This window comes from Pseudomonas sp. SGAir0191 (genome assembly GCF_002812565.2).
Classification (GTDB): Bacteria; Pseudomonadota; Gammaproteobacteria; order Pseudomonadales; family Pseudomonadaceae; genus Aquipseudomonas; species Aquipseudomonas parafulva_B.
The window spans coordinates 2,838,424-2,864,575 of sequence record NZ_CP025035.2 but is presented as its reverse complement, the minus strand read 5'-3'; the positions used below and the strand labels follow the sequence as shown (position 1 = coordinate 2,864,575).

The window sequence follows — 26,152 nt, the reverse complement described above, 5'->3', positions numbered from 1 at the left end:
CTTTACCGCCTTGGCCTTTTTTGCACGTGTGATAATCCGAAGCCAGGCACATCGGGATCGGCAGCCTATCGGAATAGCGGACCCTTTGTTCAGGGGGTAGACTGCCCGGCATGATTGCTAGAGCAGGGGCGCGGATGAAGTTGAGTGATGCGGTATTGGTCGTGTTACTGGCCGATCGGATTCATGGTACTGATGCGGCCATCCGGTCAGCGGCCAAACGTTGTGCGAAAAAGCTGCCCCGCAGCCAGCGTGATATCGTGTTCAAGATTGGGAACAGCGCAAACCCGCGGCAACTTGTGGCGCACCTGTGTCAGCACTTGTCTGATTGAGTAACCAGGCGAGGTCGTTTTAACCGGCGTCTCGTAAGAGCGCGTGCGCTTTAAGTAAACCCTCGGCTAAATCCGCAGTCTCAGTTATTATCCCAGCACTTGTCCCACAACTAGGAACACCATTCATGTCCAAACTTGCCGAGTTCAAAGCACTGGAAGCGCAACTGGCCGCACAGCTGCAACAGCTGGATGCCATGAAAAACGACTCCGGTTTGAAGCAGGAAATCGAGTTTGAACAGAAACTCAAAGCGTTGCTGGAAGAGTACGGCATGGGCCTGCGCCAGGTGATCAGCATTCTGGACCCGGCCAAGGGCTTGAGCGTACCGACCGCGAGTGCGTCCAGCAGCAGCCAGCGCAAGCCTCGCGAGGTGAAACGCTACAAGCATCCACAGAGCGGTGAGGTTGTGGAAACCAAGGGCGGCAACCACAAGATCCTCAAACAGTGGAAGCAGGAGCACGGCTCGGACACCGTTGAGAGCTGGGTGCAGTAATCACTGACTTACTGACAGCGGTATAAGTCGCGCTGCTGACAAAATAAAGGCCCCGGATAGGGGCCTTTTTGCTGGGTGAGTGAAATCACGCGGTGAGACGAGCTGGCGTATCCGTGGCTTGACCAGACTGCAAGGCCAACAGGTACTCAGAGGCTTCCCGGGCCTGACCACTGGCGCGGAAAATGGCTCGTTTGTCTTCCTTGAGTATCTTCAGCCAGGACGCTAGGTATTCCTCGTGACGCAACTCACCTGTGGTACCGGTGAGTGCGCAGAGAAACGCGGCGCCCATTTCTGCGACCAGCTCCTCGAAGGCATATGCTGTAGAGCCGAATGCATGCCCGCCGGTGATACCTTCACGGTTCAGACGAGTACGGTGGCCCGACCAGTGCGTCAGCTCATGCAGAGCCGTTGCATAGTAGCTGCCAACGTCTTCGAACTGCGCCTTCGTAGGTAGTTGGATCAGATCACGAATCGGCTGATAGAACGCATCATCGCTGTAGCGATGCTCGATGCGCGCACCGCTGGCGACCAGCAGTTGCTCGGCCGGTTCATGCTCGATGAAGGTCGCGGGGTCAGTGTGCTCGGTGGAGACTGGCTCCTCGTCAGGCAAGCCTTCGGTCTGCTCGATGTTGAACAGGCAGTGTGTGCGCAGGATCGCGAACTGCACCAATTTGATGTTGCCCTGCTCATCGCGAACGACTTGGCCGTCCTCGTCATGCGCCTCCTTGCTCATCGGTTTGTACAGTACCGCGAGGGTGGATTGCTCGCCCTTGCGCACATGGCCGCCAGCCTTGCGTGCCTGATTGAAGGTCAGCCAGCGATCCTGGGTGAACCCTCGCAGGCGGGCCTCGGCCCACAAGAGTGGAACGTTGATGCCGGCGTAAGGCCGCCGGGTAATGGCGTTGATGGGGAATGGGGAGTCAGCGCTCGAACCTGCGGTGGTCCAAGGTTTGATCCAAGGGATCACGCCCTGGCTGAGGGCACTGAGGATCTTGTTGGTGACGTCCAAGTAGATATCGGACATGGCGTTCTCCGGTCGTGAAGGGGGAACGCTGCCCGGCCGGGAAGGGTTCCCGGTGGGGGTAGAGGAGACTGCGACGGTGCTGAGTGGGTCAGAGGGCGGCGATGTCTACCGCGCGCTCATCAGGCAGTCGGACGGGCAAAAAAGCCGGGCCGCTGCGTGGTGTGACACGAGCCAGCTGAAGCTGCGGCAGATGGGCAATTTCTGAAGTGCCGTTGCTCAGCAGGTCGAGTTGCAGTGCTATGGGACGGTGCAGGGCAAGCGGTGCAGAGGTCAGCGCGCTATTGAGTAGTTCTGCCAAGCGCAGAGCGGACTGTCCAACCGGCTCCTCGCCTGTGGCAGGTTCAATGAACTGCCGCCAGACACCTGGGCTCAGCACAATGGCAGTGGAGAGGTGGTTCATCCTGGACATGGTGGCCTCCGGTTAGCAGATTCCGCGCCACCTTTCTGAGGTTTGATGTGGATTTGCCCGATCCGATCAACCCGCCGAGCAGGGGGCGTCCGTCCATTAAAACGCGCCTGAGCGTGAGGTCAATCTCCCATCCTGACCTCTTTTGAACGGCTCTATCCAGGGCGTTCCAAGGAAGACTATCGGCCTTGAATTCCTGACCAGTGGCGATCTCCACTCAGTCTGAACGTATTGTGTAATGCCTCCCGAAAGGTCCGCTAGGTGCCTCTCGGGAAGCGCGAAGTGCTAGCTTTTACGTTCAAGCTTTTTCCGCTGGATCAACCTCGGCGGCCAGGTACAGGTGGGTGGAGGTGGCCTCGACCACCAGCGATCCTGCAGTGCCGCGAAGGCTGGCGAGAACGGGATCATTGATGTCAAAGTACTCGGCAAAATCATCGCCGCCAAATTCATCGCGGGCGCGATTCCACCAGGTGTCGAAGTCGTCGACGCCAGGGTTGCAACCGGTGGCGTAGGCCACGCGTTTGCGCCCACCGCCATCTGGTTTGCTTTCGCCAACCTCTGACATGAGGTAGACGCCGTGGTCTTTGACCAATATCACTCTGCAACCGTTGATACCGGCCTCTGCTAACACGGCGTGAAGTTCAGTGCCTGTGAAACGCAGCATGATGAGATCCTCCAGAAGGTGCGGAGGAATGCCACCCATGCGGGAGAATTCCCAGCACTGGAATGGATTGGGTTTGGGGGCGTCGAAGACGCGGGCTCAATGAGCTATGGGGATAGGAAGGCGTTCATCACCGGGGAACGGTGACCATGCGAGCTGCCGAACGCGAATCGCATTTGGGGATAACCATCACAAACGTGACGTAGCCTCAAAGGTTACGGCTACCTGGGATGCTGGAAAACCAGCGATTGCACAATTGGTTTAACAAGCGAACCGACATGGCGTCAATGGTGTTTTTCGCACGGGTCGAGCGAACCAGTCCACTGAGCGCCACCGGTGATAATTCGCTACCCTCAGGTGATAAACGGTCATGGAAATCAGCGGCAGAAGAGTAAGCTAAAGCTTGGATCCAAGTTGGCTGTCACCAAATGGCCGCTAGCGAGATGACGGGAAAGGAGCCAATCAAATGTCGACTACAGCTTCTTCAACCTCCAGTCGGACCAGCATCGGCAAGCATTGCATACACGCTGCGGTTAGTGCTGGCCGGATGGTCAAGCGACTCGAAACGACGGTGCTGCACTCCAGTGCATTAGCTTCAGTGCCCTGCAAGTATCGGCAATTTGGCTTGCAGATTTTCAAGTTGCTCATTTTGCTTGCGGTTGCGTCAGTTGCGCTTTTCTTAGCGCTTGGGATGATTGCGCTTTGGACAATCGCAGCATTGCCAATAACTGCACCTGATAATGAGCCTGATATTTTCGAAGTGAGTCACCCTCGCCATCGTTTCAAGTATCCTGAAATGTATGACGACCACGGATCACTACGCTGATTTTTATTTGAGCTTTTGAATACCCCCGACAACTTGAGATGATCCTTTCCCAGCTTGAAGTTTGGCGCTTTCCGCGCCCTGAGTAAGCAAGCTTTGAACGTTGCTGCCAACGTTGTAACCAGCCCAGCTCATCGTGCCGAGGAAAAACATCGGCAGCACCACGAACATTGCGCCCATAACGTACTCGATCACCTGCGCGGTAACCGTCCCGTCCATGAATCCTGCCGTCGGTAATGACAAAAGCAGCTGGTCGGTGGCGGATACTTGGTTGTACAGCGTTTCCAGCATGCTCGAATCGATCCAGCGCGCAAGCTCCCACCAGAACGTCAGCATGTGCAAGGTGAACAGCGCGAACGTAATCGTCATGAGCGCCTTGAGCTGGTAAGTGCTGATCAGCAGCACCAGCGGCAAACTGATGATCGTGCCCATGATCAGGAAGGCTTGAACCATAGGTAGGGCTGCACGCAAGGCATTCATCGCCGGGAAGTTGCTGAAAGAACCCAGGGCCAGGCCGGTGTTGGTGGCCAGGTTGTTGAGCCCTTGCGTTAGTGAGCCCCCCTGGCACTGCTGCCGTAGTCCTGGAACACTTGCCCGGGTGCCATGCTCAATGACTGTTGCCGCGGGCTCACCAGCTCGCGCAAGGTAGCGTCTTCGATCTCGGTCGTGGTGCGCCCGGTCAGCCAGCCTCGCAGCTGCGCCATCAGTGACGGATCGACCTCGGCCACCAAGCGATCACGTAATCCGATGGTGCCATCGCTCCACCACTGCTTGCAGGTGGGATAACCAGCGCCGTTGTCGAGCTGGGGCAGTGAGGTGTCTCTCGTCTCGTCGTATGGCCAATCGAGCCTGGGCATTCGTGAGCGATCGGTATCGTAGTAGCCGGGTGTGTTGAGTAGGTAGGTCGAGCCTATCCAGGACGCGTCGTAGCTCTGGGATTCGTCCAAATCGGGCCGATTGGTAAACAGCCGCGAGCGCGAAAATCCGTAGCAGTCTCGGGTGAAATCGGCAACTTCCTGCAGCAACACCTGGTCGTTGATCCGCGAGCTGTCGATCTCCATGCGCATTGCACGGATGTCGGGTGCACACGGGATCGACGCCGTCGCCGCGGCGGTGATGCCTTTGCTCATGGCATGCACCAGGAACCACCACACGGGCACGTTCGCGGATTTTTCGCCGATGGTGTTGAAGGTTGCGCCCCAAGCCGTATCCGCAGGTTTGGCCATGGAAATCCCGCAGCGCTGGCTCGCCGCATCGTCAAAGCTCACGGAGGACAGGTTGAGCGGAAAGAACGGCATGCAGCCAAACAGAATGACCACGTAGCTCATCCACAGCCGGTTCTCGACGCGGGGGATCGACAACAGCCCCTTGTTGCCCTCGTCGGTACCCTGTTGGCGGGCCGACAGCCATTCCTGCAGGATGATCGCGCCGAACGGAGCGGCGAACAGCCCGGTGTCCGCCAAGGTGTTCCAGATGCCGTTATTGATGATCCAGGCCAGCAGCGAGAGGTAATACTCGAGGTAGCTGTTGGTGCTCATGTTCATGGGTGCACCTCACACGCGAGACAGTTCGACCAGGATGATCGAGCTCAAGCCGATCAAGCCCAGACGCTTCAGCCGTTGCTGATCTTCAGGCTTGGGCCGCCTGCGCGACGCTGCGGCCCACCCGGCGAACATCAGGGTGTACAAGAGCACGCGCCAGCACGCGAAATGAGGCGTGCTTGAGCGTGCTGTTTGGACCCAGTCAAGCTGGGTGGCGGACAGGTGCAGCGCCATCCAAGCAATCAGAAACATGGCCAACATGACGCCGAGGATCATCAGCACACGCGCGAGCGTGGACCTCACCGAAAACAAGATCATGGCGTGCTCCTCTCCTGTTCGGCTCGGCGCAAACGGTCCGGCTCCGGATCACGCTGATCGATGCTACGCGAGGCGTCGGCACCGCCGGCGTGGCGGTCGAGGACCAGGCTGGCGGTATTCGTGGCCAGCGACTGGCGCACCTGCAGCTCGGTTTGCAGCAAGCGGATCTCGCGCTCGAGGGTTTCTACGTTGCCGTTGAGGGCAGTGGTGGCGGGCTGGGTCGAGGCCACGTTAGGCTCGTGACGTCCGGCGAACAGCGTGCGCTGCAGCAGCATCGCCTTGTAGATCACGCTCGACAGCGCGGTTTCGCTGGCCAGGCGCCGGGCGAGCAAGTTTTGGTCGGGGTCGTCGCGTAGCCCCTCAATGACACCGCGAGAGACCTGCAGCAACGGGCTGGAGACTTTGCCGAGATTATCCGGGGTGGGTTGCTCGGCGCCTGAGACCATGCGTTGCAAACCTTCCAGGTTTTCCGTGTAGGCTTCCTGGATCAGCGGTGACAGGCCGGTACCGGCAGTCACGCGCAGCGTCTCGCAGTCGTCGCAGGTCTGCACCTCGGTTTCCCCGAGCACACGCGTCGCCCACTCGGAGGCCTCCTCGGGACTCGACCAGGCTTGGCAGATGGCGCCATTCTGGCAACCCGAACCAAGCGCTGAGGGATCCTCGACCGCCCGGTTGTGCAGCAGGTTGTAGCCGGCTTTGACGACGTCCGACGTCACCCGGATGGGTTGCTGGCCGTTGCCACCGGCTTTTTGCCCACCGACCCAACTGACGCCGTTGTTGCCGTTATTGGATTCGGTGTCTTTCACTGCCGTCACGGCGTCACCGCCGGACTGCTCGAGGTTGTGCTGCATCTCCTGGTTCTGCGCCAGCGCGCCCCAGCCGGCCTGGTCGACCTTGTCGGCCATCTTCGCCGCCATGGCCTGGCAGGTGAGCTTGGAGCGGTCGAAGTCGATCCGTCCCTGCAGAACACCATTGCTGAGCAGCTCATACAGCCCGGGATTGGCCCGCTGGATGATCATCGCCGGCAGCGACATCACCGCCTGCGTGGCGTTCTGGATAACGTTGCCCATGATCTGCTGGAAACCCTGGGTGGCGCCATTGAGCTGGTTTTGCAGAGTGTTCGAGAGGTTCATGTTTCCGCACATCATGTTGGCGCGCCAAGACATGCCCACGCCAAGGCCATTGGGTCGGTAGAGCGAGGAGGGTGCTCCTGCCGCCGAACCGCCGCCGATGGTGTACATCACCCGGTCGTCCAGCACCGGAGCCTGGTCACCAAGGTGGTAGCCGTTCTCGGCGGCGTGGCCCACGGCATAGACGAGGAAGCACAGCAAACCGAGCGAGAGGGTCTTCATCATTGGCCTCCGTCAAAATCGATGCTGAATAGGAAGGTCTGGCCCATGCGCTGGCAGCAGCGGTACGGACGCCACAGCGACCAGGCATAGGCGCCGTCGGCGCTCTGGATCGTTGGGCTGGGGAAGATGGCGCAGGTGCTTTGGATCACCGGCGTGAGCAATTGCCAGCGGTGGTTGTTGACGTTGTTCTCAATCACCGGCTGCGGCGGCCAGTAGCCGGGCGCGGGCATCGGCTGCAGCGGCAGGTAGACATGCGGCTGGCCTGCGCGGGTGATGAAGTCACTGGCGCGTTGAGTCATCACGGCAGCCGCTTTGAAATCGTCGGGCTGCACCAGAAAACCGTGGCGTGGGTAGACGCTACCCCACATGTCGCCGAGTGCCTGGTTGCCGATCTCGCGCATTCCCGGCACCAGCGCTTGCGGGTAGACAGACTCGGGAATGGCCTGGCGCCACGCCAGCGGGTCGAGCGTGCTGAGGTAGTAGGGCGCAAACGGCACGGCACCGCTTGGGCAGGCATAGCCGAACGTGTGTGCCAAGGCTGTCAGGGCAGCCCCCCGGGGTGCCCGATGCCGTCGACATTCTTGAACCGAGGCAGGTTATCGCGCTGCAGCGAAGGCGTGATGAGGTTGCCACCGCCTTGGGATGCTGACGTCGGCATCGACAGTGCCGACATCTCGCTCCAGGGGTTGGCGCCGGTGTCGGCGTAACTCGACACCACCAGCTCGGGAATGAAATGCCGGATCTTCGGCGAGGTGCGCACCGTGCAGCCGAACGGCGTGCACAGCAGCCAGTAGCAGATCCCGACGACCCGGTACTCTAGGCACTGCAGCGAAGTGACGGAGGCGATGATGGTCGGGGTGGTCAGTGCCAGGCACTGCTCGGTGGCGAGGAGCAGAACCGCCGCAGTGAAGGCACAACTTCGGCCAACCTTCCTGGGCATCGGTGATCTGCAGTGGGTGGAGGCGGTCACGTTCATGGGCAACGCTCAGCAGGTGGCAGCGGTGTGCATCCATGCGCCAAGTTTCAGCATCCCGGATCCGGCACTGGAGGAGGGGAGACAAACTGAGCCCGGGTTTATCGATTTCGTCTGGCGGCTGATCTGGCAGAGCTAGTCAGGCAAAATACCGAAAGAGTACAAATGTGCTCTTGTCAATTTTTTGCTGAACTAAGGGATTGCGAACAGTCCTGCCGGTATCGCTCACAACATGCCGCGCAGGCGATCGATCTCCGCCGCGATCTGCAGGGCGGCCTCCAGCTCGGACTGCTGGTGCTCCTCCATCAATCGCCAGCGTTGGGCTTTTTCCTCGGGCTCGGTCATGGCCAGTGCGAGGTACAGGCTCGGCGGCACCGCGCGGAACAGCGTTTCCAGGTTCTTCGACAGGACTACCCCCTCGGTGTACTTGCCCGAGGCCTTGCTCGCGGAGAGCAGCAGCGCTTTTTGCGCCGGCGTGAGTTTTTTGAAGCGGGCGATTTCCTCGATTTCCGCCGGCGGCATGTTCAGGCAGATCCACCACTCGATCATGTTGAGCATGGTCTGCGCCGCGTCGGGGAAGTCGGCCAGGTTCTGCGTGGCCAGCCAGAACCAGGCGCCCAGCTTGCGCCACATCTTCGTGCCCTTGACCACAAAGGGGGCGAGTAGCGGATTCTTGGTGATGATGTGGCCTTCGTCGGTGACCATGATGATCGGTCGCCCCAGATACTGATCGCGCTCGGCGATGTTGTTTACCGTGTTCATCAGGCTGATATAGCTGATCGACATCTGCGCCTCGTAACCCTCACGGGCGTAGGTGGCGAGGTCGACGATTGTCACATCGCTCTCTGGCCAGGGCGTGCCGGGCCGGTCAAACAGCGCGCCCTCAAATCCCTGGCAGAATAGGTCGATGGACTCGGCCATCTCCTGGGCGCGTTCGCGGCGTTTGTCAGGCAAATGGGCGTCACTGGCGACCTGGCGCAGGGCATCGCGGACATGCCGCGTCAGCACCTGTTGTTCGGCGGCTGCGCGGTGCTGGGCGGCATCGAGGATGCACTCGCGGATCAGGCTGCGATCCGCGCGGCTCAGGCGTGCCTCTTCCTTGGCTTCACCACCGGTGATCATCAGTCGTGCGGTGATCTCCAATTCGCCCAGCACATCGCGCTGCTCATCACTGTCCGGTGCGGGTTCATCCAGGTCTTCGGTCGACAAGCTGGCCACCTGGTCCGGGTGCTCGATCAGCCGACGAGCATCGGCGAACGGCGCCAGACTCAGGCCACTGCCAGGTTTGAGCTGGAGCTTGTTGACGGATAATCCGAGCGTGGCGAAATAGTCGCCCTGGAGGCCAAAGGAGTTGCCTGCTTCAACGATGAACAGCCGCGGCCGGTACACGGCCATGACCTGCATCAGGATTGAGACCAGGGTGGCCGACTTGCCAGCGCCGGTCGGTCCGAAAAGCAGCAGGTGGCCATTCATCGAGCGGTCGAAACGTGACAATGGGTCAAACGACAGCGGTGCACCCCCACGGTTGAAGAACGTGATGCCCGGGTTGCCGGTACCGATGCTGCGGCCCCAAAGCGGCAGCAGGTTGGCGACATGCTGGGCAAACAACAGCCGGGTGTACCAGTTGCGCGTGTCGCGGGCCGGGTTGTAGACCATCGGCAGCCAGCGCAGGTAGCTGTTGCACGCCGCCACTTCATCGCCCTCGCGCACCGGCTGCAGGCCGGCACCGAGCAGGACGTTGGCGGCCTGAACCGAGCGCTGGCGCAGCTGTTGTTCATCCGCACCGCGCAAGTACACTGCCAATGTGCCGCGGTACAGCTTGTGCTGGCGCCCGATCAACGCGCGCGCTTCTTCCACGTCTTGGCGGGTCTGGGTGGAGGCGAGATTCTCGCCGATGGCTTTACGTGCCAGGCGGTTGAGCTGCTCTTCGAGCACATCCTGGGGCGTGATCACCAGGGTCAGACTCATCACCGCCTGCTCAGGTAATTGATCGAACAAGGCGTTCAACGCCTCGCCCTTGCGCGTTTCGCCGGTCAGCTGGCCGATATGCGGCGGCCTGCGCAGCTTGTCGACCACCATCACCGCATGGGGCTGTTGATCGAAGTACCAGAGGCCCTGTTCGCTATCGGAGCGCGGCTCCTGGAAGAACAGCCGTTCGGCAAAATCGTGGTCGAATGGCAGCGGCAGCTCCTCGTCGTCGTCCGTCTCCGGATAGGGCACGCGTCGATAGAACGCCGAGGGGGACTCGTCGGTGAGGGTTGGAGACGGGTTGAACCAGGGCAGTAACCAGGTGTAGAAGTCGCGGCCGGTCAACCGGCGAGGGTTGACCCCGCAGGCCTGCAGTGAGGCCACCAGGCGGTCGCAGCTGCGGGTCAGCAGCTGAGTCGGGCTCTGCCCGTCTTCGTCACCCTGGTCCCCGAGCCAGCGGTAGACTACCAGGCGAATCCGCCGGTTGCTGCCGCGCCAGGGCAGGTGGGACACGACATGGTCGTCGAACAGCCCGCCTGGTTTAGCGATGACGTCGAGGTGACGCTGCATCGAAGCGAGGAAGGCTTGGGTAAACGGTGTGCCGCGAGCTCTCGGCGCGATATAGCGCTCCAGGCGTTCGAGGTACGGGGCAAAGTCACTGTCGTCCTGGCAGAAGAACTGCACCACCCAGGGCGCCTGGTCCAGTTCGTCGAAGCTGTCCTGCAGCGCATCTTCCAGGGCGTCGCGGGCCGCCATCAACCACTCGGGCTCACGGCCCTCGGTACCGATCGGCTGCAGCTCGAACACCGCGCCCACCGAGCGGTTGTCGTCGAGCAGAAAGCACTGCTCGTCCTCGAGGTATTCGACCCAGGGTAGGTGATCAGCAAAGCTGGGATTGTGGGCATACTGGGCGGCCTCGTCGGCACGCGTCGCGCGCCGGCGCTGTGCACCGCGCCAGGGCTTCCAGCGTGGCGGGTCGCGACTTGCGTCATCGGCCATCACAGATCGTCCAGGCGTTCGCCGGGCAGTGCGTACTGGACCTTCTCGTACAGCGGGAACACCGTCGAGTAGCCTGGTACCGGGGTCTGCTGGGTACCGGCCAGGTGCGGGTACACGTACATGATCAGGTCCGGGTTGGGCAGGCGCGGGAACTGGGCGCGGATTTCGTTGGCAACCGTTCGCGTGTAAGCGCTTTGGTTGCCTATCAGGCGTTCAGGGTCGAGCACCGGACGGCGCAATTCGCCACGCGCTTCCTGCAATTGCTGCTGGGAACCGACGGAGCCACCGCCGTTCCAGATGTCCAGCATGGTTTGATCGCCGTGGGGCAGCATTTCCTCCTTGCTGGTGGAGCAGCCGCTCAGGTGCAGGGCGAGCAGCAGACTAATCCAGATCCAGTACCGAAACGGATGGGCTTTCATGGTTCACTCTCCGGCCTTTCGGCTCGTAGTCGATGCTGATCTCGTGATCCAGGTGCAGCGCTACCTTGGCCCCGGGCGGCACGTAGATGGCGGCAAAAGCTTCGCCATAGAGCTTGTTGATCCACTCACGGATATCGCCAATGCCACCGCTGATGACTGAGTTCAGCGCACTGTTGCCGCTGTTCTGGGTCAAGCCCAAGCTGCCGCCGGCCGAGTTGATGAACGAGGTGTTGGTCTGCTCGCTGCCCAGGGCCGCAGCGAAGCCGGCACCGGCCGCGGTGATCAGGCTCTGGCTGCCCAGGTATTGCTGGGCGTTGGAGCGGCGCTCCCCGGAGATGCAGGGAATGCCGTAGGGATCGGAGATGTAGCCCAACCCGCCGCGGGTCTTCTCGGTGTCCGAGGTCTGGGCGCTGCTGCGATTGCGGCTGACGACCTTCTGCGGCTGTGGCACCGTGCGGACGGTCCCGTCGCTGAAGACAAAGGTGATCGACTCGACCTGGCCGCGCACGCAGGACAACGTCCAGTCGCCGGCAGCGGTGCCGCTCATGACCGCGCCGACCACATCCGGCAGGTCGATGCCGTTGGCGGTGAGGTTGTCCGGGCCCACCAGCACCTTGAACGGATAAGGGTCGTTCACGGTGCCGTCCACCGGCACCCGGCCAATCAGAGCGGTCATGGCGATCGAGCCCATTAGTGTCGAGTTTTCAGGGAGGGTGTAAACAGGCTTGGCGCCCTCGGCGCGGTCCTGAGTGTTCTCCAAATCACGCTCGCCTTTGGCGACGGCACGCAAACGGTCCTGGCCACGGTCGATGGCGTTGTTGTCCAGGCCGTGCAGGTCCTTGAACGTCGACGTCAGCGATGACAGCGGACCGTCTGCTTTGCCGGCGTCGTCCTGGCCGGCGCGCGCAGTCGACGGTTCAATCCACTGTACTGCGTCAGGCGCTGAATGCGCACCAGAAAACTGTTGCTCGTCGCCTGGCTCAAGACCAAAGCCTGCGGGCACATCCGACTTCGCGGCCGGCTTGCTGGTGAGCTGGTCCTTGAGCCTGGACAGCAGGCCCTGTGTTTCGCGGTGCTGCTGTTCGGCCTTCTGCCGTGCATCGTTGGCCTGCTGGCGCTGTTCGGTGACTTGCTGGGTGACGCTGCTCAAGGTGCTCTGAATGCGCGTGTCGATATTGCCTTCGCGAGAGCGCAACCGGTTGTTCTCGGTTTGTAGCGCATCATTGCCTTTCTTCAGCGTCTGCATCTCGCTGCGCATCGCTTTGACCTGGCCGATCAGCGTGGCCACGGTGTCGCGCGGGGTATCGCCCGCGATGCCCAGGGCCTTGGCTTGTTCCGCACTGAGTGTGGTCTTGTCCGGATCGTGCGCGGTCTGGCTTTCCGGCGAGGCCATCCAGGATCTGCCGATGATCAGCACGACGCCCAGCAGGACCCCGGGTACCAACCACTTCAGCAGGCTGTTAGCTTTCATGATCGGCAGCCTCCTGTGTGGGCGGGGGCAACAGCAGCGCGTGCTTCAGGTCGCTTCCGCGGGTGACGAGGTAGGCCACGGTGGTGTCTTCAGGTGTGCCAGCGAGGCCAAGATCTGCGTGCTGGAATGTCGCAGCGTACAGCGTCGCCTGCAGGTGACGCGGGTCCAGCGCGACCTTGCCGGGGCCGCGGTTCACAATCTTTACCGCCGTTACCCAGTAATCACCCAACCGCCACGCAGCAAGCGCCTTGATCGAAACCCGCTCGGTGGGCAGCAAGGTGCTGAATGCGATGGAGTCGGTCAGCGGCACACGCCTTACGCCAGGCAATGGCGCCACGGTACGCAGAGGCGCATAGAGGTTCTGCGCGGCATACCGGGTAAGCACCACCGGTACCGGCGTCGCCACGGGTGCTGCATCCTTCTCGGTCTTCGTGTCCGGAGCTTGGGTCTGGGCCACGATCTTGACCGGTTCCAGCGCCTCGCTGCCCTCAAGCGCCTCGATATCGATCAGGATGATGTCGCCCGTCTTTACCGACTGCAGCTGCAGCCGGGTAGGGGGAAGCGCTTCGGCGGCGCGCAGATACACCGTACCAGAGACGGATTGCACGCGCAGCTTGCTGGCGATCGCACTGGGCAGTCCAACGCGAACGTCTTCGTCCAGCATCAAGACCCGCTCTTGGCCCACTGTGAGCGGAACGGCCAAGGGTAGGCGGTCCCAGTATTTGACCTCGACGGCGCCGACCGCTGAACACCAGCCGCTGGCCATCACTAGAATCGGGATCAAGACACGCATCATCACGCACCTCCCGGCAGCGTCAGCTTCTGCGGTGTGCCTTCGTAGCAGTCCAGCGCCAGGCCCCACTTATTACGTTCTGGGTCGACGTCGAAGCGCACCACCCGCAGCGGATAGCGCACGACCACGCGTTTTACCGGCTCGGCGGCGTAGTACTCGTCGGCGTTGAGGTCGAGCTTGACCAGCCAGCTGTGCTTATCCAGCTGCTTCACACGAAGATCGGGGTCGTCGCTGTAGCCGCGGCCCAGCACCTCATACACTCCACGCACCCGGCCCCGCAGTTCGCCGGCGGCCTTGCGAAATTCGAAGTCGCCGTCGAAGAAGGTCTTGCACGCTGGCGTCAGGTAGGGCTGCAGAGCAAAGATGGCGCGGTGGTAGTCGACCTCACCGTCGGTGGGCCAGCGGTTGAGTTGGCCGAAGATGTACAGGGCGAAGGCGTAGATGTTCTCGGGCGGCACATCCCACCACTTGCGCGTGCTGCCGGAGCGCAGATCAGGCGGTACATGAATGGTGAGCTCGGAGGGCGTGGCCTGCCAGCCGTACCAGAGCCCGCAGCACAGCAGTGCTAGGATTGCCACGGCGAGGCGCAGGCTGAAAATATGCGCCTGCTGCGCATCCACCTTGTTGCGGAAGCGGCTCATGGGTTGGCCCTCCTATGCCGGCGAGTCCGGCGCACGGTCCACGGCCCCGAATGCAGGATCAGTTGGTGCGAACCGATGCCCCAGTGCACCGCCAAGTGCCACTGCAGGCGCCGGTACAACCAAGTTTCCGGGCGGGCGCGCTTGGCCCGGCGCAGCAGCTTGCCGCCACCAAGCAACACCAACGTCATGCACAAGAACATGCAGGTGGGTAGAGTCGCGATGGAGGCGGTGGCCACCGCCAGCGGCGCACCGAGAATCACGCCCAGCGCGGCACCGACGATCAATGCGACCCACATCTCATCATTGGTGAGGCCGCGCAGTACGGCCGGGTCGCGGTTGAGGCGTTCCGGCAGGAAGGCCAGTGTGCCGTCAGGCAGCATGGCAGGGATGTCGGACATGATGGCCTCACAGAATCGTCGCGGCTTTGGTGAGGAACCACAGGATCACCACCACCAGCAGCGCGCCGACGCCGACTACGGCGCCGAGGTCCTTCCAGGTCTTGCGCTGGTTCTGCACGTCGGCGTAGACCGTGAGCGAATGCCAGGCCACGCCGAGAAAGGCGAGGGTGGCGATCAACAGGCCGAGCAGGATGCCGCCGTCGTAGGCGTAGTTCTTGATGGTGTCGATCAAGCCCGAGCCCTCGCCGCGAGAGGGTGCCTCCATAGTGGGCAGGTCAGCCCAGGCAGATGTCGAGCTCAGCAAAACCAGACCGCCGAACAGGGCTTTTGAACAGGAATCCCTCAGCAGGATGAGCGTGCGGTGGCAATGGTGGGAGAGTTTCATGGCAAGGTCTCCGGGTTACGACAGCATGAAAAACATCAGCACGATCAGGGCGAGGGCTAGGCGCAGCGTGCTTCCGCCGAGCGCGCCAAAATTGAGGTTGCCGGCCGCCCAGCCGCGGTAGCCGGTCCACAGGGCCCAACTGCACCAGAGCAACGCGAGCACCAACACCGAGGAGCGCCACAGCACCGAACTGAGCTGCGGGGTGAACCCGGCAACGGCGGAGAATGCGCTGAGTTGGGCGTCAGTCATGCTCATTGGACGGGCTCAAGCGGGGCGTGGCAGCACTATAATCACCGGCTAGCTCGACCAGATCGGCCGGTTGCGCGCGGGAGGGTGACAGGTATCGGTGGATGCCTTGACTAACAAGCTCAAGGTCCGCAGCAAACCTTGTGTAATCAAAGCTATAACGGGATCCAGCTGTATCGACTGAGCCGTTGCTTGCGCGATTGGCCAATTGCCCCATAGCAGTAATCTGCCGCTGTACAAGGCCCAAATCCGATCGCTCGCGAACATCTTGGGCCGCGACACCTAATGACACAAAAAAAGAGATGAGCAGTGAGTAGGGAGTGAGGTTCATGGCAAGATCCAGAAGGCTATCTGGGGCTCACTGTAATAAGTTGGCCAGCATTTGGCATGAGTCAAAAGGATTGGCGGACCATCAATTTAAAGGATTTTGAGGTTCGGCGGGGAGGCTTTGATTTGGCTATGTTAGAAGGCGTAGGGTTATGCGAAGACAGCACCGTCGTGGTTGTAATTACCGGTCGTTGAATTGTACAGGGTTAGTTGCGAACTAAGTTGATGGGTAACCGCTGCGGCCCGAAAAGTGTTGTGAAGGACTGCAGCAGTTCTATTGTTTTTTAAATTGTTGATAGCGGTACGATGCACTTGCCTTCGAGATGGATGTATTTGAACTTGACACCCTCGGTAGATTCTTTAAAAACCGCATCTAGGTCATCGAAGGATGCTGCAACGATGGCTTGGAAATTTGTCTGATTTGCTAGCATCCGAAAAAGCGCTTGCTGGCTTTTAGTAGCCATCGAGTGTTGTCCGGGTTCATCCATCATGATAAAGCCGGGATGATTTCCCGGGATGTCCCTACTTGAAGCCGTCTGATAGAGAGCCATGATGTAGCTCCATATAAGTCTCACGAAATCACTTGCGCTGGAGTTTTGAGCCATGTTTCCATTGCGCGCTGCCTGTGCTTTGGTTTTTGCATCGCTGGGAGAGTCCACAATTTCTCGAAGTTCTAACCGAGATAGCTGAGGTAGAAGGGTGTCTTCGTTGAATACGATGTCCTCAATTTCCGCGCTAAGATAATCGAATTCACCGGCATTGCCGCGAAAGTGCTGCGAAAATCGTCGGATGCGTTTCTTATCTTCATCCGTATACCGGTCTTTGGGCAGATTTTTTCTGTTGTTTTGGTTGGTCTTGAACTCGAGTGAGAGCTTATGTAGTACTGTAATGGCATCTTCGAGTTGGTCGGAGAATTCTTCTAGTTTTTCGATCTCCCACTCGACCAAGACTTGCTTTTTAACGGCGGCTTGGGAGACGGCGCTTCCTCTGGTTGCATCTCTTCGCAAGGAGTTAAGTATGGATCGCTCTTTTTCTAACTGTGCCGCAAGGTTTTGGCATATTATTTCTGCGTCGCGAATTTTTAACTCAATGCCTGCTTCTTGTTTGGCAAGCATCTTTGCTTGGCTTTCTAGGTAGTAGATATTAGTATCAATATCCATCGCCGTTCCGGTGAGGTTTATGCTCACCAATGAGTCTTCGATGTGCTGATGGCATGTTGGGCAAGAGTCTTCTGCAGTATGTATGTGTTTACTTGCGCCATATTCTCGTAGCTTTTTCGTGGTTTTGTTTCGAGTTAGTTCTTCTTGGGTTTGTTGCTTGATTTGGATGTGAGCGCTAAGAGTTGAATTGTAGATTGTTAGGTTGCTGAGAGACGTTTCGTAGTCGGCTGCTAGTTTGGTTACTGTGGATGTTTGCTTTTGTAGTTCTTCGGAAATTAGAGATCCAGTTGAGCCGTTCTCTGGATTTATTGCTAGATCTAGGTCCTTATATTTTTTCTTCAGTGAGGCGATAGTTGTGTACAGGTTAGATTGCTCTCCGTCCGCTATTCGTAATGCTTCAACCTTGTTCTGATCGAAGTCAGATGTTATGCGTGTTGATAGTCCAGTTAGGCTTAATCTAAGAAGAGAGGCTTGCGATGAGATCTCTTTCTGCTTTGAGGTCCAGTCGTTATGAAGCTTGACTGATTCCAGATCAAGCTCCATACGCTTCGATTCTTGCTCAAACACCCCTAGGCCGAGCAGAAACTCTACAACTCGTACGCGAGCATTACTCACGCTGTAATAGGGGATGTTGGCGATGTAGTCTGTCCAGCCGCGCTTTTGCTCTATAGCTAATGCCGCGAAGATCGCCTGGAGGTATAGCTTTACTTGCTTTCCGTTAGAGTCATGAACTTTGGGCAGCTGAAGACCAAGGAAGCTCTCAAGATAAGTAAAAAATCCTTCTTTATAAACGGCGCTGTAGTTGTCGTGGATGAATTTATAGCTTACTTGCTTCGTATAGCTCTCAGGGGAGGCTACCTCTGACACCTCGGCCAATTTTGTATTATGATTTGCGCTTTTGATCCATCGTCTGATAGTGCTAACTCTTCCTTGGCGATTTTCAATCTCAATGGTGACATAAGACTCTGATATTGCATGCTTCTTTTCGTCATGAATTACATAGTCTCGGACAGCATAGGAAAGTGCGGCTTCCCCTTTGCCGCCTACAAGCTCCTCCATTCCGAGTGAGTATAGTAGGCAATTTACAATCGTGCTCTTCCCAGAGGAGTTTGAGCCCCGAATGATATTCAGTCCCTTTTGGAAGTCTGTAGAAAAACCAAAATGCCCGCCTGAGCAGATGATGTTTATGCAGAAAGACTTGATGTACATGCTTTATTCCCAATCCCTGGCTGTTTTTGCGACCATTTTCTCTGTAAGTTTTTTACCGATTTTGTCTAGTTGAGCCTTTTCAGTTGATAGAAATTTTGGGTCGCTAGCAATTTCTGATAAAAATTCTTGCCCTGCTGGTAGGATTACAATCCCAGTTTCATCTGATTTGAGAATGTCTTCTTCTGAGGCTATTTGAAGGGCTACAGCCAGTGCTGGGTCAAATCCCCAGACCGGTATCGAAAGTTGCTTGTTTTGCGTTGCAGCCTTCAGGTCCTCAATTCGAGAGTCTTTTTTTAAGGCCCAGTTGATTAGATGTAGCTTTAATAGGCTGCATTTTTGTGCGCGGCCGCAAGTGTCGATGATAAGTAAGCACTGGGCAATTTTGTACAGTGGCCTATGTTCTGCTAGAACCGGGGCGGGGCGCGACGTAAATTTTAGTGTGGCCATTTTAGTTACTCGCTATAGTCAAGCTGACAAGCGCCCAGCCAGTATGATATTTCATTGGCTACAATCTTTGATGCTAGTGCGTAATCTACGGATGGACTTGTTTCTCGTATTAGGAGCTCTGTAAGCTCACTGCGAATTTTTTCAGTCAATACGTCCGGTGTGGCGTTAAGGGTGTCTGACCATTCTGCTACATGTTGATGAAAGGCAGAAAGTAATCTTTTTACTTTTTGATATATTAGCGGGGATGCCTTGTTCAGTTCGTCATGAAATTTGTTATATCTAAGGAAGCCGTCCAGGGTGGATGAATACAAACGCTCGACTTTAGACTTGTGAGCAGAGTTCTCCATGTCAAACTCGACCTTGCGAAAGCCTGCTGCGACCCTGGCAATCGTCTTTCGCAAGATGTTTTCTTCGTAATCAATGCTCTCAGTGTCTGGGAACGGCAGGTCGAGAGTTATTCCTGGGATGTGGAGTGCCTTACCCTGCATTGCTTGGAAACTATGAATGTCTTTTTCATAGTGCTCAGCAGTGTGTAGGTCGATTCTGAAATCAGGGCTTAAGATCGATAGATTCCAGCTTCTGGCTTCTATTTCTTTACTCTTTGCGTGTTTTAATAACTTGTTGTCTGAGATTTCTGGGGTTACAAAACACCAGTTTTTAATCAGGGTGCCACCAAGGCGTGAAGCTAATTCTGCTTCGTTTAATTTTAACTTGCTTATATCTTTGGTGATTTTGTTACGCTGCTTGATATATAGCCTATCGGGGTTGTAGTGTTTGTCTGGGCAGTAGCATTGAAATGCTATGCCGCTTGCTACATAGCCTTCAATACCAAAATCACCTGGAGACGTAGGCATCTCGAAGTAGCCTTCTCCTCCATGCCGATCCTTGAAAATTCGCTGTAAAAGCGACTCCCAAGACTTCCCGTCAAATAGGCCGAACCTAGATTGGAACATCTGGTTTTGACTCCATTCCTTTGCGCTTCCTGGCCCAGTAAGTTTCTGGGACGATGTGGTAATGGCAGGATACTCATAAGCCCAAGCTTGCGCTAGCAATTGGCTACTATGCGGTGCGTGTAGGCAGAGAGCAACGCTGCAGGACCAGGCGACCGGTACGGTCGTAGTGAGTCGAGCTCGCACAATCAACTGTCAAAGGTATTTTTTGAACGTGGTAGCAGTAATGCCGACCATGCAACCGAGCAGCGTGGCGCACGGCAGCAGCACCCAGATGGGATTGATGGACCACGGCAGTGAGAGGTAGATCACCCAAGGGCTGATCATCAGCGGTAGCAAAGTCCGCCGCGCTCGGTGATAGACAAAGCTGCTTTCGCGGTCTGCGCTGAACTTGCGAAGGTCGCGACGCATCAACCCATCGACCGCGCCGGTGATAACGGCCACCAGGAATAGGGGCATGGCCAGGGTGAGGACGGCCAGGCGCACGACGAAGGTGAAAACGGTGAACAGGGCAGCCAATAGGTAGTCCTGCACCACAACGTACGCTTGAGCAAACTGGCCCTGCACCGACATTTCGTGACTTAAGAGCTTCAGCTGAGTATCTGAGAGCGCCCAGCCAGAGCGAACCACGATCCATTCGTTCAGGTGCTGAAGGACTTTATCAGTGGCTTGCGCGGGTTCATCCACGAACAGCGAGTTTTTGAAGTGATCGCTGAGCCATCCCAACTCACTGAGCCACATGGCATGGCTGTGATGCCAGCCCTGCTCGGGCCAGAACCACAACATGCCCGCGAACTCCAGGACGATGGAGAAGATCAGCGAAGCGAACAGCAATCCGAGCAGCCTCAGACAAAGCTCAAGCGTGCCGAGAATCAGCCCCGGACGTCGTTGCGCAGGAGGCTGGCTGGCGGGAGTGTTCGGCATGAGGTCTCCGTAGTACGTCGCTTACAGCGCGTGCCTGCGCCCTGGAGGAGGCATCTCGGGATCGAAGTCGGCCGTGGGTGCACCTCCCGCGCTACTCCACCAACTTCCCGCATTGGCGTTGTACGATTCGCGCATGCGCGCAGCCAGGGTCTGCAGATCCGCAGGCATCGCATCGTCGCTGGCTGGCTTCGGTAGTGGCATGCGCACCTTCCACAGTTGCCCCCCTTCCTGAAACGAGAACATCTGCCCCTTGGGCAAGGCGATAATGTGCGCAGGTTCGATCAGCGGTACGGCAGTGGTCGTGACCCGATCCTGCGAGGACGAGGTGAAGTCAGTACGGGCATCAGGATCGGCGGTATCCGTCGCCCCGGAGACCAAGGTGCGCGTCTGCACGTTGACCTTGGGCAACTGGTTGGTCAGCAGTTCAGCCGTCGCGCTTTCCCGCACGCGCAGCATCTGCAGAGTGTTGAAGTTGCCGATGACCTGGCCGGCCTTGGCCCGGCTGCCGATGCGCGCCTCGATATCGCTCAAGGTCTGGGTGTAGGCGGTGACCTGGATACCGGCACCGCCGCCCTTGTTGATTAGTGGGATGAACTCGTCGCCCATCAACTCGTTGAACTCGTCGGCGTGCAGGTTGATCGGTACCTTGTCCGCTGCGCTGGAGGAGCCTGGCAGGCCGTGGTCGATGCCATGCTTGTAGATGTGGCCGGCGACGGAGACCAGGTCGGCGAACATCGAATTACCGACGGCGGCGGCCACTTCTGCATCCGACAACGCGTCCAGGCCGACGTAGACGATGCCGCGTTTGCGGATGACCTGCAGCCAGTCGAAGATCGGCCGCGGGTCGTCCAGGTCGGAATAGTTCGGGGCCAGCAGTTGCGCGGTCTTACCGCTGGTGAGCTTTTCCAGCAGTGGCAGCAGCGAGGCCACGATCTTGTCGAAGTAGGTGCGGTCGTAGCGCACGGCTGAGCGCAGGCCGTCCATGACGGGGTCGACGATGCGCTTGGCGGTCAGGTACTGCTCGATGGCAACGACGCGCTTTTCCCGGCCAACCATATGCCGCGGAATGTTCTTCTCGTTCAAGCGGCCTTCGATCTGCACGATCGCTTCCCAGGCCTGTGGATCATGCCTGGCGAAGAAGTGCTGGGCATACTCAATGAACAGCGCGTCGATGTTTACCACATGGCGCTGGATCTGCAGGTAGTCTGGGCGCCGGCCGAGCTCGATCAGCGCCCGAGCGATGATGTTGACAAAGCGCCAGGCGAACTCGCGAAACGCCGCCGAGTTACCTTCACCGCTCAACTGGCCGGCGATCCGCGTGGCGACTTCCGAAATGCGCCCGAAGCGGCCGATGGCGTTGTAGCGTGCGGAGATCTCCGGCCAGCCCAGATGGAACACATAGAACTCGTGCTCACGCCCGGCGCGGCGCGCCTCGACGTACATGCGCTTGAGCAGGTCGGCATCGCCCTTGGGGTCGAAAACGATGACCACTTCCCGGCTTGGGCGGTGGATGTCCTGAGTGATATACACCTCGGCCAGGCGCGTCTTGCCGACCCGTGTGGTTCCCAGCACCAGGGTATGGCCGACCCGTTCGCCGAGCGGCAGGCTGGCTTCCTGTTCCTTCGGCTCGACGCCGTGCAGCAATGGCGAGCCACCCACCGGCGGTAAAGGACGCACCGGATTGAACGGGCTGTCCCAGGAGGTCAGGCGAGGCAGCAGAGACAGCACCTGCGGAGCCTTCTCAAGCAGCTGTTCCATCCGTCGAGCCCACTGGTGGGCAGCGGACTGGTTGACATAGTGGGCCAGCGCCGGATCCTGAGCTTCGAGCAGGCGCTGCGTGTGCAGGCGAGTCCAGCGGAAGCCGCGGCCCATGAACAGGCGCTTGCTGCTCACTGGAATCTGCCGGCTGGTCAGCGAATAGCGCGGCAGGCGGCGGATGTTGCGCCGGTAGCGCAGAACGATCCGCGCCTCATTGAGTCGCTTCAGGCCAAACGCGGTGTACGCCAGGGCCATGCCTGTCCCCACCTCGGGCGACAGAGCCACGGCCCAGGGCGAGTGCAGGCACAGCGCACCGGCGCCGGCGCAGATGCCCACGGTGTACAGTTCCACCGCTGGGCGCAGCAGGGATTCCATCGCGTGCTCGCCCATGAAGTGCCCTCACTGTTCCAGGCCGGTGGGCGTGATCAGCACCGGGTAGTGCTCCAGCTCCAACCGCTCGGCGATGTCGTCACCACTGACTGGCCAGATATTCAGCCCAGGCGCTGCCGTCTGGATGCGACGCAGCGCCTGCACATCGTCTACCTCGACCGCTAATCCGTTGGCACCTATGTCTTGCAGCGCCTGAGCGTGCCGCGACAGCCACGCCAGGGAAGTGGTGTCCTGCCCAACCAGGAACAACGGCGTCATACTGGGCAGGCTCAACGTCCTGGGCTGCACGGCGCCAGGAGAGAGTCGAGCGCTGCGCACTGGCAGCACCCAATTCAGCGTGGTGGGAGCGGGTAGACTGCCGGACTCAGCGCTCGCGGTCAGCACCATCCAGGTGCAGAGGGCCAGGGCCACTAAGCGCAAACTGCTCATGGCTGTGTCCGTCCGGGTGCCGTCGCGACGGGCTGGACGCGCTGCCAGTGACGGTTGAACTGACGGCGATAGCGCGCTGCAGGAGGACCACCGGCAGGCCGGTGATAGCGGCCGGCGGCGACAACCCAGTCACCGGTGTCGGCATAGTGTGCGCGCAACAGCTCGGCAGTGACGGCGAGGTTGGTGCGGGGATCGAGGGCATCGCAGGCGCTGGAGTAGCGGTCAGGGTGATAACCCAGGTTGGTTTGTCCCAGCCCGACATCAATGCGCTTGGGATCGTGATGGCTGAGCGCTTCCCTCAGCGCAACACACGCTTCGTCGCGCCGGGCAAACCGCAGCGGTGATCCCGCGACATTCAAGGTCCAGGGCCAGGGCATGAGCTGCCCGCGCAGCGGCGTACCACTTTCCTGCAGGGCGATGGCGAACAGCACCGAGGCGGGAATACCGGCGCGCGCGGCAGCCAATTGATACGCCGGCGGCGGCAAAGCACCTGCGTGAGCGGCGGTGGCGCCGACCATCGCCAGGGCGAGAATCAGTCGATGCGCTGCCATTTTCCGTCCACCTGCTGATAGCGGGCTGGCAGGGGCCGGCTGGCACCCAATGCAAACCAGCGGCCACGGTCATGGTTCAAGGTGACCTGGCCGCCGCTGACCTGGGCGGCAGTGACGCCTGCGCTCTGCGCCCATTGGCGCAGTCGCGCGTCGTTGCTTTGGCTGCCGACCAGGTACACATCCAGCCGCGCACCGGCCTGTAGCCATTGCTGGAGGCTGGTCACACAGGCGGCGCAGTGCTCTTCCACGAAAAGCGCTGTGCGGCTGCTGCTCGAAGGGCCGGCCTCGTCGTTCATCCCCTGCACCGGCTGCAGACCCGGAAACAGCCGCGCCCAGGCCGCGGTGTAGGCTTTCTGGTAGGCCAGTTCGCGCTCGGCACGCCTGGCTTCCAGGCGAACCTGCAGCTCGGCATAACGCTGCCGGTCCTGATCCGAGTTGGCCTCCACACCCAGGGTGGTGAGCGGGTCAAGTTGCGGCGACCAGTAATGGCGGGGGCCGGTCTGCAGGCGCTCAAAGGTGGCCCATTCGTCATCTGTCAGACCCCAGGCCTTGGCCTGGTCTGCGGCAGACGCCTGCCGTGCCAGCGGCGACTGCTCGCTAAACTGCACCTGAGCGTCGACATGCTTGGCGACACTCGAGCCCTGGTCGGCGAACACGTAAGCCGGCAATAGGATGAGCGCAACCGCGGAGAACCTATACACGCTCACCTCCTCACGGGATGGGCAGGATGCGATCGCCATGGCCCGGGACATGGAACACGGCCTGGCCCTCGCGAATCGCCAGCAGTTGCCAGCCGTTCAAGCTGTCACCGGGCTGGAGCAGGTGCACGGTGGACAGTGCGTGGGCGCCGGCAGGCAGAGCGGCAACGAACATGACGCTGCCGCGGGTCTCGATACCCTGCAGAGTGAAGGGCGGCTGCGGCGCCTTGGCTTTTGATTGATCGCTGAGGGGGGACGTTGGGGGCGAAGCGGCGATCGGCACCTTCGGGGCGGTCGACAGTTTTTCGAGTGCCGCTTCTGCCGCGCCCATGCGTTGCGCCAGGGTGGTCAGATCGGCGCTGCTCGGTCCTGGCGGTAGCGCTTGCAGGACCCTGACGGAAGCCGTCAACTCGTCGAGTTGCTGGCCAAGCGTTGCCTGCGCAGTAGCGTGCTGGTGCTGGGAGTCTTCCAAGGTCGCGACTTGTGGTGCCAGCGTGGCGAGTTTGGTGCGCAATTCCCCCATATCGCGGCGTAGTGACGGGCCAGGGTCCGCCGGCGCATTGCGTGCAGCGGTCTGCAGGTCAGCCAGTTGCTGATGCTGGTTGTAGCTTGCAGCCGCGAGGACGGCAGCACCCAGGCACAGGGCGCCGATCACCAAGGCCTGAAAATGGTGAACCTTCATGGTGCGGTCTCCAGTGTCGAGAAGGGTGGCTCGGGTGCGGGCAGGCGCAGGGCGTAGCACACGCTCCGCTCGACCGGATCAATAGCGAGTCGCCAGGCGGGGCCGCCGATGATGGTCAAGGCATCCAGCAGCGAGATCGGCCCGAGGTCGTGATGCACGGCAGGCAAGGGGCGGTGAAGCAACCGCGCCACGGCAGGACTTTCGGGGCAGAGTGAGTAGCCCGAGTGCTGCAGCACGTGGCGCAGCGCTTCTCCGACCGTCGCGTGCAACGCGGGGGCGATCTGGACGTTGATCAGCTGATACAGCGGTTGGCGCTGCTCCAGCGTTGGCCGGGTGCTGGCCAGGGTGTAGCGGTCCTGTCGGACCCAGGCGGGTACCGGAGACTTTGGCTTGGCCACTGAGGCCGGGGCGGGTGCGGCGGGTGCAGGGGCTGGCGCCGCTGGCGGCGTGCTGCAGCCCAGCAACGTGAGCATCAATCCGAGCGATAATAACGTGGGGGTATGCATGGCCAGGTCTCGACAAAAGATGCCGTCACCTTGGCGAACAGTCAGCACTCGCCCCACTGAAAAATCGAAGTTCGCCGACCGGATTATGCTGGCGCAACCATGAAAAAGGCGCCCGGAGGCGCCTTGAGGTCAGTCGTCGGTGAACATGGGTAACTCGGAAAACGGTGTCGCATCGGGGTCGAAGATAAGAAGGCGGGTATCGGCCTCACCGGCCAGCAACAGCAGGCGCAGCAGCACCGATGGCACGTGATCTGCACGCAGACGTGCAGTCACTTCCTCGGTGCTGCAGTAGGTGCCGCCCGAGGCAATGTTTTTGAGCCAGGGCGTCGAGTACAGCTTGCAGCCCACCGCGTTGTTGCTACTCAGCACGAAACACTCGAAGAAGCCGGACGGTGAACGACACCAGGCGCACACCTGCAGAAACTCGAGCTCTTCTGCAGGCAGGTGTGCGCTGTTGATCTCCCAACTGCGACTGTAATGCCCGGTTGCAAAGGACAGCTGCTCGATCAAGTGCTGTGCAGCTTCCTCGCTGGGGAGATCGCTGACGTGCCGCCGGCGGCCATGGTGCAGCCCTGTGACCTGGTACAGCACCTGGCTGACGGTGCCGTCGGCAGGGCACCGCATGCGGACAAACTCGGGCACGCTTTCGCCGTGAGTAATCACCGCGAAGTCATCATCGAATAAGCACGGCTGGAAATTGATGCCGTCATCCGGCAGGTCATGTAGCGCAGGGTGAAGGGATCGGTAGCAGGGCGGGCAATCGTCGGCGTAGCTGATCTGCACCACGCGTTCATAGCTCAGGTCCTGGAAGCCGCGGAGGAAGGGATTGCGAAGAGGTGTGGACATGATGGTGCTCCAAAATGCGAAGGTCACCCCGTGCAGG

General features: G+C 59.7%; 28 protein-coding genes and 2 pseudogenes. 3 read left to right on the top strand and 27 right to left on the bottom strand.

All coding sequences use genetic code 11. From position 1 onward, the window contains the following. Positions 1–134: 134 nt before the first annotated feature. Positions 135–329: a hypothetical protein gene (locus CWR53_RS12840; RefSeq protein WP_100851759.1), complete on the top strand. Its 195-nt coding sequence runs from the start codon at positions 135–137 to the stop codon at positions 327–329. 125 nt (positions 330–454) lie between these two features. Next, positions 455–820, top strand: coding sequence for a histone-like nucleoid-structuring protein, MvaT/MvaU family (locus CWR53_RS12835; protein WP_100851758.1), 366 nt, complete (start codon positions 455–457; stop codon positions 818–820). A gap of 85 nt (positions 821–905) precedes the next feature. Here the strand turns inward: CWR53_RS12835 and CWR53_RS12830 are convergent, their stop codons facing one another. The 3 genes from CWR53_RS12830 to CWR53_RS12820 form a co-directional block, all read right to left on the bottom strand. Next, entirely contained in the window at positions 906–1,844 is a 939-nt protein-coding gene (locus CWR53_RS12830) for an ArdC family protein (protein ID WP_100851757.1), read from the bottom strand. A gap of 88 nt (positions 1,845–1,932) precedes the next feature. Beyond that, positions 1,933–2,253: a hypothetical protein gene (locus CWR53_RS12825; protein WP_258313152.1), complete on the bottom strand. Its 321-nt coding sequence runs from the start codon at positions 2,251–2,253 to the stop codon at positions 1,933–1,935. Between the two features lie 295 nt (positions 2,254–2,548). Further along, entirely contained in the window at positions 2,549–2,914 is a 366-nt protein-coding gene (locus CWR53_RS12820; RefSeq protein WP_100851755.1) for a DUF3085 domain-containing protein, read from the bottom strand. 463 nt (positions 2,915–3,377) lie between these two features. Between CWR53_RS12820 and CWR53_RS12815 the strand changes: the two genes are divergently transcribed. Then, positions 3,378–3,737 carry a hypothetical protein gene (locus tag CWR53_RS12815; protein ID WP_181405426.1) on the top strand — a complete coding sequence of 120 codons (360 nt, stop codon included), beginning with the start codon at positions 3,378–3,380 and terminating at the stop codon, positions 3,735–3,737. Between the two features lie 3 nt (positions 3,738–3,740). Here the strand turns inward: CWR53_RS12815 and CWR53_RS12810 are convergent. The 24 genes and pseudogenes from CWR53_RS12810 to CWR53_RS12695 form a co-directional block, all read right to left on the bottom strand. After that, positions 3,741–5,278 (bottom strand): annotated as a pseudogene (locus tag CWR53_RS12810) (conjugal transfer protein TraG N-terminal domain-containing protein). A gap of 9 nt (positions 5,279–5,287) precedes the next feature. After that, positions 5,288–5,593: a hypothetical protein gene (locus CWR53_RS12805; protein ID WP_100851753.1), complete on the bottom strand. Its 306-nt coding sequence runs from the start codon at positions 5,591–5,593 to the stop codon at positions 5,288–5,290. Continuing rightward, positions 5,590–6,945, bottom strand: coding sequence for an integrating conjugative element protein (locus CWR53_RS12800; RefSeq protein ID WP_100851752.1), 1,356 nt, complete (start codon positions 6,943–6,945; stop codon positions 5,590–5,592). Before CWR53_RS12800 ends, CWR53_RS12805 begins: the two co-directional genes overlap by 4 nt. Further along, a pseudogene (locus CWR53_RS12795) lies at positions 6,945–7,921 on the bottom strand (TIGR03756 family integrating conjugative element protein). Before CWR53_RS12795 ends, CWR53_RS12800 begins: the two are co-directional and overlap by 1 nt. Before the next feature lie 222 nt (positions 7,922–8,143). Then, positions 8,144–10,885, bottom strand: a complete 2,742-nt coding sequence (locus CWR53_RS12790) for a conjugative transfer ATPase (protein WP_100851750.1) — start codon at positions 10,883–10,885, stop codon at positions 8,144–8,146. Continuing rightward, on the bottom strand, positions 10,885–11,304 hold the full coding sequence (locus CWR53_RS12785) for a TIGR03751 family conjugal transfer lipoprotein (RefSeq protein WP_100851749.1): 420 nt from the start codon (positions 11,302–11,304) through the stop codon (positions 10,885–10,887). The genes CWR53_RS12790 and CWR53_RS12785 overlap by 1 nt, the downstream gene beginning before the upstream one ends. Continuing rightward, positions 11,267–12,775, bottom strand: coding sequence for a TIGR03752 family integrating conjugative element protein (locus CWR53_RS12780; RefSeq protein ID WP_100851748.1), 1,509 nt, complete (start codon positions 12,773–12,775; stop codon positions 11,267–11,269). The genes CWR53_RS12785 and CWR53_RS12780 overlap by 38 nt, the downstream gene beginning before the upstream one ends. Further along, complete coding sequence (locus CWR53_RS12775; RefSeq protein WP_100851747.1) at positions 12,765–13,571, bottom strand: TIGR03749 family integrating conjugative element protein; 807 nt, start codon at positions 13,569–13,571, stop codon at positions 12,765–12,767. Before CWR53_RS12775 ends, CWR53_RS12780 begins: the two co-directional genes overlap by 11 nt. Then, positions 13,571–14,209, bottom strand: coding sequence for a PFL_4703 family integrating conjugative element protein (locus tag CWR53_RS12770; protein ID WP_100851746.1), 639 nt, complete (start codon positions 14,207–14,209; stop codon positions 13,571–13,573). Before CWR53_RS12770 ends, CWR53_RS12775 begins: the two co-directional genes overlap by 1 nt. Beyond that, positions 14,206–14,607 carry a TIGR03750 family conjugal transfer protein gene (locus tag CWR53_RS12765; RefSeq protein ID WP_100851745.1) on the bottom strand — a complete coding sequence of 134 codons (402 nt, stop codon included), beginning with the start codon at positions 14,605–14,607 and terminating at the stop codon, positions 14,206–14,208. The genes CWR53_RS12770 and CWR53_RS12765 overlap by 4 nt, the downstream gene beginning before the upstream one ends. Positions 14,608–14,614: 7 nt before the next feature. Then, positions 14,615–14,992, bottom strand: coding sequence for a TIGR03745 family integrating conjugative element membrane protein (locus tag CWR53_RS12760; RefSeq protein ID WP_100851744.1), 378 nt, complete (start codon positions 14,990–14,992; stop codon positions 14,615–14,617). Between the two features lie 15 nt (positions 14,993–15,007). Continuing rightward, a complete protein-coding gene (locus CWR53_RS12755; protein ID WP_100851743.1) occupies positions 15,008–15,247 on the bottom strand; it encodes a TIGR03758 family integrating conjugative element protein in 240 nt (79 codons plus the stop codon). Then, positions 15,234–15,569: an RAQPRD family integrative conjugative element protein gene (locus CWR53_RS12750; protein ID WP_100851742.1), complete on the bottom strand. Its 336-nt coding sequence runs from the start codon at positions 15,567–15,569 to the stop codon at positions 15,234–15,236. The genes CWR53_RS12755 and CWR53_RS12750 overlap by 14 nt, the downstream gene beginning before the upstream one ends. 280 nt (positions 15,570–15,849) lie before the next feature. After that, positions 15,850–17,934: a hypothetical protein gene (locus CWR53_RS12745; protein ID WP_100851741.1), complete on the bottom strand. Its 2,085-nt coding sequence runs from the start codon at positions 17,932–17,934 to the stop codon at positions 15,850–15,852. A gap of 3 nt (positions 17,935–17,937) precedes the next feature. Further along, the gene (locus CWR53_RS12740) at positions 17,938–18,381 is read right to left on the bottom strand and encodes a hypothetical protein (RefSeq protein WP_138031821.1); all 444 of its coding nucleotides are present in this window, start codon (positions 18,379–18,381) and stop codon (positions 17,938–17,940) included. A gap of 5 nt (positions 18,382–18,386) precedes the next feature. Continuing rightward, on the bottom strand, positions 18,387–19,334 hold the full coding sequence (locus tag CWR53_RS12735) for a hypothetical protein (protein ID WP_100851740.1): 948 nt from the start codon (positions 19,332–19,334) through the stop codon (positions 18,387–18,389). 192 nt (positions 19,335–19,526) lie between these two features. Beyond that, positions 19,527–20,255 carry a TIGR03747 family integrating conjugative element membrane protein gene (locus CWR53_RS12730; protein ID WP_100851739.1) on the bottom strand — a complete coding sequence of 243 codons (729 nt, stop codon included), beginning with the start codon at positions 20,253–20,255 and terminating at the stop codon, positions 19,527–19,529. Between the two features lie 21 nt (positions 20,256–20,276). Next, a complete protein-coding gene (traD, locus tag CWR53_RS12725) occupies positions 20,277–22,403 on the bottom strand; it encodes a type IV conjugative transfer system coupling protein TraD (protein WP_100851738.1) in 2,127 nt (708 codons plus the stop codon). Between the two features lie 9 nt (positions 22,404–22,412). Beyond that, positions 22,413–22,832 (bottom strand): integrating conjugative element protein, encoded by a 420-nt coding sequence (locus CWR53_RS12720; RefSeq protein ID WP_100851737.1) that lies wholly within the window; start codon positions 22,830–22,832, stop codon positions 22,413–22,415. Then, positions 22,829–23,383 (bottom strand): transglycosylase, encoded by a 555-nt coding sequence (locus tag CWR53_RS12715; protein WP_100851736.1) that lies wholly within the window; start codon positions 23,381–23,383, stop codon positions 22,829–22,831. The genes CWR53_RS12720 and CWR53_RS12715 overlap by 4 nt, the downstream gene beginning before the upstream one ends. Then, positions 23,365–24,123, bottom strand: coding sequence for a TIGR03759 family integrating conjugative element protein (locus CWR53_RS12710; RefSeq protein WP_100852640.1), 759 nt, complete (start codon positions 24,121–24,123; stop codon positions 23,365–23,367). Before CWR53_RS12710 ends, CWR53_RS12715 begins: the two co-directional genes overlap by 19 nt. After that, complete coding sequence (locus CWR53_RS12705) at positions 24,095–24,763, bottom strand: hypothetical protein (RefSeq protein ID WP_100851735.1); 669 nt, start codon at positions 24,761–24,763, stop codon at positions 24,095–24,097. Before CWR53_RS12705 ends, CWR53_RS12710 begins: the two co-directional genes overlap by 29 nt. After that, positions 24,760–25,269, bottom strand: coding sequence for a PilL N-terminal domain-containing protein (locus tag CWR53_RS12700; protein WP_100851734.1), 510 nt, complete (start codon positions 25,267–25,269; stop codon positions 24,760–24,762). Before CWR53_RS12700 ends, CWR53_RS12705 begins: the two co-directional genes overlap by 4 nt. Positions 25,270–25,398: 129 nt before the next feature. Beyond that, on the bottom strand, positions 25,399–26,115 hold the full coding sequence (locus CWR53_RS12695; protein WP_100851733.1) for a hypothetical protein: 717 nt from the start codon (positions 26,113–26,115) through the stop codon (positions 25,399–25,401). Positions 26,116–26,152 lie beyond the last annotated feature (37 nt).

Excerpts from the sequence above, each read along its gene's own strand:
- CWR53_RS12770 (WP_100851746.1), bottom strand. The coding sequence starts at position 14,209 with ATGAGCCGCTTCCGCAACAAGGTGGATGCGCAGCAGGCGCATATTTTC.
- CWR53_RS12790 (WP_100851750.1), bottom strand. The coding sequence starts at position 10,885 with ATGGCCGATGACGCAAGTCGCGACCCGCCACGCTGGAAGCCCTGGCGC.
- traD (WP_100851738.1), bottom strand. The coding sequence starts at position 22,403 with ATGGGCGAGCACGCGATGGAATCCCTGCTGCGCCCAGCGGTGGAACTG.
- CWR53_RS12705 (WP_100851735.1), bottom strand. The coding sequence starts at position 24,763 with ATGAAGGTTCACCATTTTCAGGCCTTGGTGATCGGCGCCCTGTGCCTG.
- CWR53_RS12700 (WP_100851734.1), bottom strand. The coding sequence starts at position 25,269 with ATGCATACCCCCACGTTATTATCGCTCGGATTGATGCTCACGTTGCTG.
- CWR53_RS12820 (WP_100851755.1), bottom strand. The coding sequence starts at position 2,914 with ATGCTGCGTTTCACAGGCACTGAACTTCACGCCGTGTTAGCAGAGGCC.
- CWR53_RS12720 (WP_100851737.1), bottom strand. The coding sequence starts at position 22,832 with ATGAGCAGTTTGCGCTTAGTGGCCCTGGCCCTCTGCACCTGGATGGTG.
- CWR53_RS12830 (WP_100851757.1), bottom strand. The coding sequence starts at position 1,844 with ATGTCCGATATCTACTTGGACGTCACCAACAAGATCCTCAGTGCCCTC.
- CWR53_RS12800 (WP_100851752.1), bottom strand. The coding sequence starts at position 6,945 with ATGAAGACCCTCTCGCTCGGTTTGCTGTGCTTCCTCGTCTATGCCGTG.
- CWR53_RS12750 (WP_100851742.1), bottom strand. The coding sequence starts at position 15,569 with ATGAACCTCACTCCCTACTCACTGCTCATCTCTTTTTTTGTGTCATTA.
- CWR53_RS12835 (WP_100851758.1), top strand. The coding sequence starts at position 455 with ATGTCCAAACTTGCCGAGTTCAAAGCACTGGAAGCGCAACTGGCCGCA.
- CWR53_RS12710 (WP_100852640.1), bottom strand. The coding sequence starts at position 24,123 with ATGGCGATCGCATCCTGCCCATCCCGTGAGGAGGTGAGCGTGTATAGG.
- CWR53_RS12780 (WP_100851748.1), bottom strand. The coding sequence starts at position 12,775 with ATGAAAGCTAACAGCCTGCTGAAGTGGTTGGTACCCGGGGTCCTGCTG.
- CWR53_RS12755 (WP_100851743.1), bottom strand. The coding sequence starts at position 15,247 with ATGAGCATGACTGACGCCCAACTCAGCGCATTCTCCGCCGTTGCCGGG.
- CWR53_RS12805 (WP_100851753.1), bottom strand. The coding sequence starts at position 5,593 with ATGATCTTGTTTTCGGTGAGGTCCACGCTCGCGCGTGTGCTGATGATC.
- CWR53_RS12815 (WP_181405426.1), top strand. The coding sequence starts at position 3,378 with ATGTCGACTACAGCTTCTTCAACCTCCAGTCGGACCAGCATCGGCAAG.
- CWR53_RS12825 (WP_258313152.1), bottom strand. The coding sequence starts at position 2,253 with ATGTCCAGGATGAACCACCTCTCCACTGCCATTGTGCTGAGCCCAGGT.
- CWR53_RS12735 (WP_100851740.1), bottom strand. The coding sequence starts at position 19,334 with ATGTTCCAATCTAGGTTCGGCCTATTTGACGGGAAGTCTTGGGAGTCG.
- CWR53_RS12695 (WP_100851733.1), bottom strand. The coding sequence starts at position 26,115 with ATGTCCACACCTCTTCGCAATCCCTTCCTCCGCGGCTTCCAGGACCTG.
- CWR53_RS12765 (WP_100851745.1), bottom strand. The coding sequence starts at position 14,607 with ATGTCCGACATCCCTGCCATGCTGCCTGACGGCACACTGGCCTTCCTG.
- CWR53_RS12730 (WP_100851739.1), bottom strand. The coding sequence starts at position 20,255 with ATGCCGAACACTCCCGCCAGCCAGCCTCCTGCGCAACGACGTCCGGGG.
- CWR53_RS12840 (WP_100851759.1), top strand. The coding sequence starts at position 135 with ATGAAGTTGAGTGATGCGGTATTGGTCGTGTTACTGGCCGATCGGATT.
- CWR53_RS12745 (WP_100851741.1), bottom strand. The coding sequence starts at position 17,934 with ATGTACATCAAGTCTTTCTGCATAAACATCATCTGCTCAGGCGGGCAT.
- CWR53_RS12775 (WP_100851747.1), bottom strand. The coding sequence starts at position 13,571 with ATGATGCGTGTCTTGATCCCGATTCTAGTGATGGCCAGCGGCTGGTGT.
- CWR53_RS12785 (WP_100851749.1), bottom strand. The coding sequence starts at position 11,304 with ATGAAAGCCCATCCGTTTCGGTACTGGATCTGGATTAGTCTGCTGCTC.
- CWR53_RS12715 (WP_100851736.1), bottom strand. The coding sequence starts at position 23,383 with ATGGCAGCGCATCGACTGATTCTCGCCCTGGCGATGGTCGGCGCCACC.
- CWR53_RS12740 (WP_138031821.1), bottom strand. The coding sequence starts at position 18,381 with ATGGCCACACTAAAATTTACGTCGCGCCCCGCCCCGGTTCTAGCAGAA.
- CWR53_RS12760 (WP_100851744.1), bottom strand. The coding sequence starts at position 14,992 with ATGAAACTCTCCCACCATTGCCACCGCACGCTCATCCTGCTGAGGGAT.